The sequence below is a fragment of the Chrysiogenia bacterium genome (genome assembly GCA_020434085.1).
In the GTDB taxonomy this organism is placed as follows: domain Bacteria; phylum JAGRBM01; class JAGRBM01; order JAGRBM01; family JAGRBM01; genus JAGRBM01.
On record JAGRBM010000144.1, the window covers coordinates 1 to 9745 of the forward strand.

Annotated in this window: 10 protein-coding genes; 6 read left to right on the forward strand and 4 right to left on the reverse strand. The window is 62.8% G+C overall.

Translation table 11 applies throughout. The annotated features are described in order from the left end of the window. On the reverse strand, positions 1-421 hold a 421-nt coding region (locus KDH09_04685), incomplete at its 3' end, for a competence/damage-inducible protein A (protein MCB0218969.1). 71 nt (positions 422-492) lie between these two features. Then, positions 493-1173, reverse strand: a complete 681-nt coding sequence (gene rplC / locus KDH09_04690) for a 50S ribosomal protein L3 (GenBank protein MCB0218970.1) — start codon at positions 1171-1173, stop codon at positions 493-495. A 323-nt stretch (positions 1174-1496) separates the two neighbouring features. On the opposite strand from rplC, the gene KDH09_04695 reads away from it, so the two are divergent. The 3 genes from KDH09_04695 (at position 1497) to KDH09_04705 (ending at position 3629) form a co-directional block, all read left to right on the forward strand. Further along, entirely contained in the window at positions 1497-2156 is a 660-nt protein-coding gene (locus tag KDH09_04695; GenBank protein ID MCB0218971.1) for a Crp/Fnr family transcriptional regulator, read from the forward strand. 135 nt (positions 2157-2291) lie between these two features. Continuing rightward, on the forward strand, positions 2292-3056 hold the full coding sequence (locus KDH09_04700) for a 3',5'-cyclic-nucleotide phosphodiesterase (GenBank protein MCB0218972.1): 765 nt from the start codon (positions 2292-2294) through the stop codon (positions 3054-3056). 174 nt (positions 3057-3230) lie between these two features. Then, entirely contained in the window at positions 3231-3629 is a 399-nt protein-coding gene (locus tag KDH09_04705) for an FHA domain-containing protein (protein ID MCB0218973.1), read from the forward strand. Here the strand turns inward: KDH09_04705 and KDH09_04710 are convergent. Beyond that, on the reverse strand, positions 3626-4981 hold the full coding sequence (locus KDH09_04710) for a serine/threonine protein kinase (protein MCB0218974.1): 1356 nt from the start codon (positions 4979-4981) through the stop codon (positions 3626-3628). The two genes, KDH09_04705 and KDH09_04710, sit on opposite strands and share 4 nt — an antisense overlap. 143 nt (positions 4982-5124) lie before the next feature. Here KDH09_04710 and KDH09_04715 point away from each other — a divergent pair, with 143 nt between their 5' ends. Then, entirely contained in the window at positions 5125-5973 is an 849-nt protein-coding gene (locus tag KDH09_04715) for an acetyl-CoA carboxylase carboxyltransferase subunit beta (protein MCB0218975.1), read from the forward strand. A gap of 6 nt (positions 5974-5979) precedes the next feature. After that, entirely contained in the window at positions 5980-7335 is a 1356-nt protein-coding gene (locus KDH09_04720) for a bifunctional folylpolyglutamate synthase/dihydrofolate synthase (GenBank protein MCB0218976.1), read from the forward strand. Here KDH09_04720 and KDH09_04725 read toward each other — a convergent pair whose 3' ends face one another. Then, positions 7336-8055, reverse strand: a complete 720-nt coding sequence (locus KDH09_04725; GenBank protein MCB0218977.1) for a hypothetical protein — start codon at positions 8053-8055, stop codon at positions 7336-7338. It abuts the gene before it with no gap. A 291-nt stretch (positions 8056-8346) separates the two neighbouring features. Here KDH09_04725 and KDH09_04730 point away from each other — a divergent pair. Next, a partial coding sequence (locus tag KDH09_04730) for a DUF4388 domain-containing protein (protein ID MCB0218978.1) occupies positions 8347-9745 on the forward strand: 1399 nt, incomplete at its 3' end.

Consider the following 9745-nt stretch of genomic DNA (forward strand, 5'->3'; position numbering starts at 1 on the left):
AGGGAATCCCCGGCAGCACGATCACACGTCCGGCGCGGAAGGTGGGGATGCGGTTGACCGGGTTGTGGATGAGCTCGGCGCCCGCCGGCATCTGCGCCAGGGACAGGCGCACCCCGTTGATGTGCTTGCCGTAGTAGGCGTGCAGCTCCCGCTCGGCCTCCGGATGGGATTCAAGCGGCAAGCCGAGCGCATGGGCCACCGCCGCGCGGGTGATGTCGTCGGGGGTGGCGCCAATGCCGCCGGTGGTAATCACCCAGTCGGCGGCGGCGAGCCCGGCGCGGATTTCCCGGGCAACGAGTTCGAGCTCATCGGAGATGATGTGGACGTAGAGGAGCTGCGCCCCCCAGGAAAACAGGCGCTGGGAAATGAAGGGCAGGTTCTCGTCGGCGATCTCGCCCGAGAGCAGTTCGTTGCCGATCAAAAGTAAAACGGCCCGGGGAGTTTCCCCGGGCCGCTCATCATGCTCTTGCATTGGCGTGAGTCTGCCGCGAATCAGGCAGCCTGCTTGGCAGCTTCGCGAATCGCCTGCTTGCGGCTCTTCTGGAGGCGAACCATTCCGTTGATCGGGCCGGGAACGGCGCCGCGAACGAGAATAAGGTTTTCTTCGGGACGGACCTGGAAGACGGTGAGGTTCTGGGTCGTCACTTTCTTGTTGCCCATCTGGCCGGGCATCTTCTTGTTCTTCCAGACCTTGCCGGGGAACTCACAGGCGCTGATGCCGCCGCCGTGACGGAAATACTCGGCCGTGCCGTGCGTGGCGCGGAAGCCGCCGAAGTTGTAGCGCTTCATCACGCCCTGGAAGCCCTTGCCCTTGCTGGTGCCGGAGATGTCGACGCGGTCACCGGCGGCGAACAGGTCGGCCTTGATGGCCTGGCCCAGCTCGTAGCCGTCGACTTCGCCTTCGTTGAGACGAATCTCGCGCAGGTGGCGGGTGGGCTCGACGCCGGCCTTTTTGAAGTGGCCGAGCTCGGGCTGGTTCTTCTTATAGGAAGCAATCTCACCGAAGCCGACCTGGATGGCTTCATAGCCATTGGCTTCCTTGGTGCGCTTGGCCACGACCGTGCAGGGACCCGCCTCGAGAACGGTTACGTTCACGCGCTGGCCATTCTCATCAAAGAGGGTGGTCATGCCGAGTTTCTTGCCGAAAATCACCGATGTCTGAAGCTTGCTCATTTCTCGCTTCGCCTGTCGTCTCTCTGCCGGCGGGTACGAATTCGTCCCGGGCCGGGAATTTGCCTGAGTGGGCGCTACTGCCTGTTTCCGGGCACACCGGTCCCCTCAGGAAGGCGCCAGTATAACGATGGGCCTCGCACTGTCAACCCTGCCGCGATCGATGAAGCTCGGGGACCGCAAAATGGGGCTTCAGCGGGCCAAAAGGCGGGCTTGCCAGCATTGACAAGTAGGGGAAACGTCTGTTAAATGCCCGGAAACAGGCAGAAAATGCTGTTGCCGCAACAGGATGCTGTGTCTTTTGCTTTAAGGAGTATTGACGGCCAATGAGTGCAGCCGACGACGCGCTTTTCCAGCGATTCGGAAAGGCCTTCCCCGCAGGAACCGTTCTGTGCCGGGAAGGCGAGCCGGGCCGCGAGATGTTTGTTCTTCAAGAGGGCAAGGTCCGTATCAGCAAGCAGGTCCGCGAAGTGGAGAAAGTCCTGGCCGAACTCGGCTCGGGCGCCTTCTTCGGTGAGATGTCTATTCTGCTGAACAAGCCCCGCTCTGCAACGGCGACCGTTACCGAAGACAGCAAACTTCTGGTCATTGAACCAAAAACCTTCGAGGCGATGATCAAGGGTAACTCCGAGATCGCGATTCGCCTCATCAAGATTCTGGCCGACCGCCTTCAGGAGGCCGACGACCAGATCGAGAACCTGCTGCTCAAGGATTCGACTTCGCGCGTGGTGCACATGATGATGCGCACCGCGGAGAAGAAGGGACAGGACGTCGGCGAAGGCTGGCGCACCGTTCCTGCAAGCGGCGCGATGCTTGCGCAGCAGACCGGACTTGAGCCTCGCCAGGTCGAGGACGTGGTGAGCAAGCTGGAAAAAGCCCAGCTTCTCAAGCGTCAGGGCGAGGGGTTCGTGCTGGCCGAGACGGGCAAAGTGCAGAAGTACCTGGAGTACCTCGCACTCAAGGAACAGTTCGGCGAAGCGATTTGATTTTGCATGGGGCCTGTGTGGGGGCCCGAACGACCGCTTGAAGGCCGGTTTTTTTTGGGGGGGAAGCGGCGCCGCGTGCTGCTGGGCCCATGAGAGCTTGGTTCAAAGCGAGGAACAGGAAAGGCACACCGCAGGATGCGCGTTAAGGTGTGCGGCTGCTACGGCGGCGAAACAATTGATACCGCGCTGACGGGATTCGTGCTCGACGGGGTTCTGGCCCTGGACGCCGGCTCGCTGACGAGAAGCCTGACGCTCGCCGAGCAGCAGAGCATCCGTCATATTCTCATCACCCACACGCACCTCGACCACATCAAGGATCTGGCTTTCCTGGCCGACAACGTCATCGGCTGCATCGACAAACCCGTTGAAATCTGGGGAACTGCGCCGACCATCGAAGTGCTCAAGGAGCACCTGATGAACGACCGCGTGTGGCCGGATTTCTCCAAGCTGCCCACCCCGGAGCAGCCGACCATGAAGTTCAACGTCATCGAGGAAGAGACCCTCTTCACCGTGGCGGGCTACGAGATCTTCGCCGTGCGTACCAACCATCCGGTTCCCAACGTGGGCTATCTGGTGCGCGACTCGAAGGGGACGTTCTGTTTCTCCGGCGATACCGGCGTGACCGAGCGTCTGTGGCAGGTCATCAACGAACGCGACGACATGATGGGACTCATCACCGAAGTCTCTTTCCCCAATGAGCAGGACTGGCTCGCCGACGTGAGCGGTCACCTCACGCCGAAGATGCTTGCCGCGCAGGCCTCGCTTCTCAAGGACCGGAAGTATCCGCTCTTCCTCTCGCACATGAAGCCCAACTTCATCGAGACACTCAAAGAGCAGGTCGGCGCCGAGAGCATCGACAACTACCGCTTCCTCGAAGTGGGCGAGACCATCGATCTCTAGCCTCGCATTCGCTTTCAGCTCCCCCAATCGGGTTGTTCAGACAGCGCTTCTTCGCGGTTGAGAATGCACTGGTTTGAGCGGTATACTTTTCTCTCTACAGACTCGAAGAACGATGAAACAGGCCTCCTTGCCGTCGGGTTGCCGCCCGACGCGACTGAACCCGGAGAGAGCACCATGAAGAAGCCCAAAACGGATTTCGTCCATGAAGTGGGCCGCAAGGGCACCAAAGAGAAACTCGCCGACGACGCGCTCCTGCTCGACACGGGCTGGGCGACGCTGGTGGTGCTCACCGGCAAGCTCAAAGGCCGCGAATACTTCATCCGCAAGGACGCCACGACCGTGGGCCGCCATGGCACGGACATCGATATCGATGATGATTCCATCTCGCGCCGCCATGCGGTGATCTACTGCAGGGCCGGGCACTTCTTCGTCAAGGACATGGGTGCCACCAACGGCACAATGATCAATGACAAGCTCTTTTCTGGAAAAGAAAAAGTCATTCGCGACGGCGACGTGCTGCAACTCGGTGACGTCGGCATGAAGCTCATGGTGAGCGAGAACTTCAAAGGCTAGGACTTCAGCTTCTCCCAGTATTCAAGGGCCTTGAGTCGCACCTTTTCGTAGCCGCGCAGGACGCGGCTCTCGAGCGGGCCTTCGAGCGTTTCTGGCTTGTTCTTTGCGAACCTCAGCGACTCTCTGCGCGTCGAATAGAGCGGGTTGTAGAGCGCAACCTCGTGCGTGCCGCTTGGCACCACAAGCTGCGCGCCGGGCATTTGCGGCAACGCGGAATAGAAGACTCCGTCCACGCGCACCCACGCGAAAGGCTCGACTTTCAGCGCGAGTGAAGACTCCGTTTTGGGAAACACCCGTTCGAAGTTCCAGCGGGCAGCGAACTCCGCGCCGGCGACCACAACAGCCAGCGCGCTCAAAATGAGTGCGAGCCGGATGGCAGCCCTTCGTCGTCGCAGGCTGCGGCGCTTTCTGATTCGTTTTTGAACAACCGTGGTGTCGGAATCGAGCAGCCCGGTGGCACTCGGCTGTTCGGGAATCCAGCCCTCGCGATCGAGGAACTCCATGAGGGCTTCCTCGCCCCCGGCTTTCCGGTAGCGCAGCAGCACGTCGCCAAGCACGTCGGCAACCCGTTCGAGACTGCGGTAGCGCCAGAAGGGGTTCTGGCGCATCATGTGGCGACAGATGCGCTGCACCTTGCGCGGCGTAGCGGGATTGATCCGCCGGGGCGCAACATACTTGCCGCGTTTCATGGCGGCTTCGATCTCGTCGAGCTTGTCGCCGTCAAAGGGAAGTTCGTTGCAGAGCAGTCCGTAGAAAGTCACGCCGAGGGCGTACTGGTCGGAGGAAAGGCCGGGTTCCCCGCTAATCTGCTCGGGCGCCATGAAGCCCGGCGAACCGATCACCATGTCGCCCAGGGCCGACTGCTTTCCTCCGCCCAGGCGGCTGATGCCGAAATCCATCAGCTTCACCTTGCCCTCGTAGGTAATCATCAGGTTGGCCGGTTTGATGTCGAGATGGGCCAGTCCGCGCTCATGGGCATAGTGGAGGGCCAGGGCGGCCTGCCGGATGATCTCGGCTGCCACGTGCCAGGGCAGGGGGCCGGATTTATCAAGTAAGTCCTCGACGCACACGCCTTTGACAAACTCCATCACGATGTAGCGGTTCTTGCGCTGCTGCCAGTAGTCGTAGATGTGGGTGATGTTGCCGTGCTGCATGGCGGCCAGCGTGCGGGCCTCCTGCTCGAATTGCTCGACGATGGCGGGCGAGTCTTCGAACTTTGCCTTCATTTCCTTGATGGCCACCGGCCGCTGCAGGCTGAGCTGGGTGGCCAGGTATACCTGGGCCATCCCGCCGTCGCCGAGGCTTTTCACAATGGTGTAGCCCTTGAGCGTGCTGTCGGGTTTCAGCGGCATGAACCCATGTTAGGCGACCCGGCGCGATTTGCGGAGGTCTTGGGGGCTTTTGTGAAGGCTTGGCTTGCCGGGCCGGGCTAACTACGCTCGGCGCTCAGTCGGGCCGGCGCCGCCATGCGCGCCGCCCGCGGGAGTCTTTTTTCATGGCAGTTGTCACCACCCCCACCGGGAAAATGCCCACCATCGGCGAGGGCGACCATCCCTGGATCGCCTGTCCCGAGTGCAAGCAGGTTCTCTATCGCCGCGAATGGGATGAAGCCCTGCAGGTCTGTCCTTCCTGCGGCCATCACGGACGCCTGAGCGCGCGCGAGCGCGTGGCGCAGCTCTGCGACGAGGACAGCTTTGTCGAGTGGGACCCGGGACTTGTCTCATCCGATCCGCTCGAGTTTACCGACCTCAAGCCCTACAAGGATCGCCAGGCGCAGGCGGAGAAGACCGCCGCGGGCCCCGAGTCCATGCTCACGGGCAAGGGCACCATTGAGGGCGTTGCCAGCGCGCTGGCAGTATTCGAATACACCTACATGGGCGGCTCCATGGGAACCGTGCTCGGAGAGAAATTCTGCCGCGCGGCAGAGCGTGCGCTGGAAGAGCGCCTGCCGCTCATCCAGGTCTCGGCCTCCGGCGGTGCGCGGATGCAGGAGGGAACCCTCTCGCTGCTGCAGATGGCGCGCGTTTCGGCGCTCGTTGCAGAACTCCGTCATGCCGGGCTGCCGTTCATTTCCCTGCTCACCGATCCGACGACCGGCGGCGTGGCCGCTTCCAGCGCCATGCAGGGCGACGTAATCATTTCCGAACCCGGCGCGCTCATCGGTTTTGCCGGTCCGCGCGTGGTCGAGCAGACCACGGGCACGGCGCTGCCGCCGGGATTCCAGCGCGCCGAGTTCCTGCTCAAGCACGGCTTTGTCGATCAGATCATTCCGCGCGCGCAGTTGAGCGAGCGCATCGCGCGCCTCCTTCGCCTGCTGGGCGCCGGAGAGAAGTTCGCGAAGTAGGTTCTCGTGAGCGCCCCCACCGACTACGCCAGTTCGCTTGCCCACCTGCGCGCCCTGGGGCGCGCGGGCATCGATCTGCGCCTGGACCGCGTGCGCCGCGTGGCTGAGGGGCTCGGCAATCCCCAGCTAAAATACGCCACGATTCTTGTTGCCGGCACCAACGGTAAGGGATCGACCTGCGCCATGCTGGACTCGATGCTGAACGCTGCAGGCTATCGTTGCGGGCTCTACACCTCGCCCCACCTCGTGCGTGAGACCGAGCGCGTGCGCGTTTGCGGCTCCGAGATTACCCCGCAAATGTTCGCCGAGAGCGCGCGGGCCGTTTACGAGGCCGCCGAAAAAGCGGCGGCGGCAAGGCCGCCCGGCGCCTCGCTGCTTACCGCGTTCGAGTTTCTGACCCTGCTGGCCTTCGACGCACTGGCGCGCGCGAAGGTGGAAATTGCCGTGATTGAGGTGGGACTTGGCGGTCGCCTGGATGCGACCAACATCGTCGATCCGCTGGTGACGGTGATTGCCCCGATTTCCATGGACCACGAACAGTATCTGGGGGACACACTCGAAGCCATCAGCCACGAGAAGGCCGGCATTCTGCGTCCGGGGGTGCCGTTCATCCACGGCTCGCGCCATCACGAGGTAAAGCGCGTCATTGCCGAGATTTGTCAGCAGAACAACGTGCCGCTCAAACAGGCGGGAGCCGACTTCGACTTCCTGCCCCTTCGCGACCAGCACATGCACTACGCGGGCTTTGCCGGCGCCTGGCGCGACCTCAAGGTTGGGCTTTCGGGAATGCACCAGCTCGACAACGCGGCCATGGCCTGCGCGGTGGCCGAAGTTCTCGGCGAGACGAAGTTCCCAGTTTCCACTGAAGCCGTACGCGAGGGGCTGCAAAGCGTGCGCTGGCGCGGACGCATGGAGACGCTCTCGACCCAGCCGTTGGTGCTTTGCGACGGCGCCCACAACCGCGACGCGGCGCGCTCGCTCCGGCGTTACCTCGAACAATACGTTCCTTTCCGGAAGATCCATCTGATTGTGGGGCACACTCGCGATCGTGACGTGGAGGCCTTCCTCTCGATTCTCGCGCCGGTAGCTGCGCGCGTGACCCTCACGCAGACCAGCGACGGCGCGCTTGCCGATCCTGAATCACTGCTGCCGCTGGCACTGCGCGTGCACAAGAACGTGGTGGTCGAGAGCGATCTCTCAAAGATTCTCCGGCAGATCTACTGGCGAAAGCCCGAGGACGAACTCATCGTTGTAAGCGGTTCGCTCTATCTGGTCGGCGAGACGATCGGACTTCTGGAGTCCGGAGAGATTGCGGGATTCGAGAGCGCCCGCGGCGTCATCATGAGCCCGCTCGACGCCTGATTACTTCCCGGCTCCATCGGTCATCGGCATGGTGGGGGGCTGGTGAGTCATCAGCAGATCCTGGGCGCGTTCCATGATCTCGCGATGGCGGCCCTTGCGCTCTTCGAGCACCTTCTCGCGCCGCTCCGGGTCGGGCGGACCCTCAAGCAACTCATCCTGCTGGTAGTAGCGCTGCCCGACTTCAGTGGCGAGGGTCGCATAGATCTCGGGCCCGACTTCGTTTTCTTCCACGTAAATCGTCTCTTCGTAGGAGCCCACGATTTCGAGCCGCGGGGACTTGAGCAGTCCCTGGGGGCTGGCGATTTCCCGGTTGTTGAAGTTGCGCACCCGGACCATCTGGTTCCAAGGGATCAAGGTCGTGCTGGTGGCGCGGCGCTCGCTCACGCCCTCGTCGGCCACGCGCACCCGGTAGGCCCAATGGGGCCAGAGAAAATTGGCGACCACAAATCCGGCCAGTAGCAGACACACGATGCGCCCGACGCTCACCTGGGGCTGGGGCTCGCCGATCAGCCGTCCGAGCAGCCGGGGATAGAGGGCAAAGATGGCCAGAAGCCCGGCAACGATGGAAGCTTCCAGGATGATGGGGTCCCAGGCGATGCGCAGGTCCAGCCCGGCAGGTGACTGCTCCAGCCGGTAGGAGAGCGAGCACCCGCCGAGCAGCAGGGCTGCGCAAAAGGTCAGGAATATTCGGGACATGGCCCGGATACGGTGCTTTGACATGGCCTTTCACTCCCGGATCGAGGCAGGCCCCGAAGGTAGCCGGATTTGGACGCGCTGCGCAACGCAGGGTCCCGAAATCCGTAGTGTTTCCCACGACTTTCTTTTGCATTGCCCTGGGGGCTGTGTTACTTTTTTGCGTGGCAAATTCCGGCGAATCCTGTAGTTATTCTAGGCAGTTAACCACTTTTGGTGCGCCCGGAACGCAGGCATTCTGAGTAGCAGGCCGAATGGGGAGGTCGGGTGGATTCGTTCGCCCGGCTTGCGCGTTGGGTCCGTCGGTCGAGGGCAACATTGAGTCTCGTCGGTAATCTCGAAGACCTGGGGCTGGGGGACATTCTCCAGATCGTCAGTCTCAGTCGCAAGAGCGGAGTGCTCCACCTTGAGCAGGACACCCGCGAGGGCGCCATCATCTTCCGTGACGGACAGGTGGTGTGTGCCTATTCGACCAAGTTGCGGCGTCCCCTGGGTGAGTTGCTGGTCGAGCAGGGGATGGTCACCCCCGCCCAGCTCGCCCAGGCCGTTGAGACCTGGACCGACAGCGGAAAGCGCGACAGCCTGAGTTCCCACATCGAGCGCGACGTGGGTACCGATCACGAACAGATTCAGAGCGTCATTCGCAGCACGGTGGAAAAGACCGTCTATCATCTTTTCCGCTGGCGCGAGGGCACATTCAACTTCGAGCTCAAGGATGTTGAGGAAGAGCTAAAAGCGCTCGATCCCGACGACGCCCAGCTTGTGCTGGATGTGGGGCTGAACCCCCAGTATCTGGCCATGGAAGGCGCGCGTCTGCAGGACGAGTCCGGCATGGAGGGGGCGCCTGAAGAGGAAGACGACGACGACTTCCAGCTCGGCCCGGAGGATTCCGGGCCTGTTGCGGCACCGCCAGAGCCAGAGCCCGCCGCGGCGCCGCCTGCGGCTGCACCGGCGCCTGCCGCTCCTGCGCAGCCCCCTGAAGCGCCTGCCGCGGCGCCCGTTGGATCGGGCGCAGTCGCGCCGGTGGTGCTTCTCATTGACGACGATGGCCTGACGCTCTCACTGCTCGAAAAGAAATTCGCCGAGCGCGGTTTCGCGGTGCAGAGCGCGTCGAATTCTGCCGAGGGAATGGCGGCCTATGACAGGCTCGCCGCCCAGGGAAAGCCGGTTTATCTGGTGGTGGACCTGCTGATGCCGCGCTCGGATGGCGCGGGAATTCTGGGCGGCCTCGAAGTGCTCGAGTTCATCCGCGGCAAGTCCGAAGCCATCCACATCGTCCTGGTCACGGACTACGACAACGAAGACGCCCGCCAGAAGGCGCAGGGCATGAAGGTCGATGCCTTTTTGCGCAAGCCCCGGCGCGCCCAGCTCAATCCGGACGCCGACACTCCCGAACTCAGCAGCTTCCTGGACGAACTGGGGCCCATGCTGGCCACCTGGGCGGCGAAGGAACCGGCACCCCCTGCCGCGCCCGCACCGGCGCCCGCCGCCGCGCCTGCACCGGTTGCTGCCACGGCGGTTGAGCCCGACGAAGACGACTTCGACGACGACGTGGGCGAGGACACGGTCAACATCCGCGACGAGCTTGCCAAGGAATTCGAGGACGGCTTTTTCACCGAGAGTGCGGCCCCGCAGGCGCACGCCAGCCGCGGGCTTGCCATGCTCAAGGCCATGACCGACGAGCTCAACGATCCCAACTCCAGCATGGAGATTACCC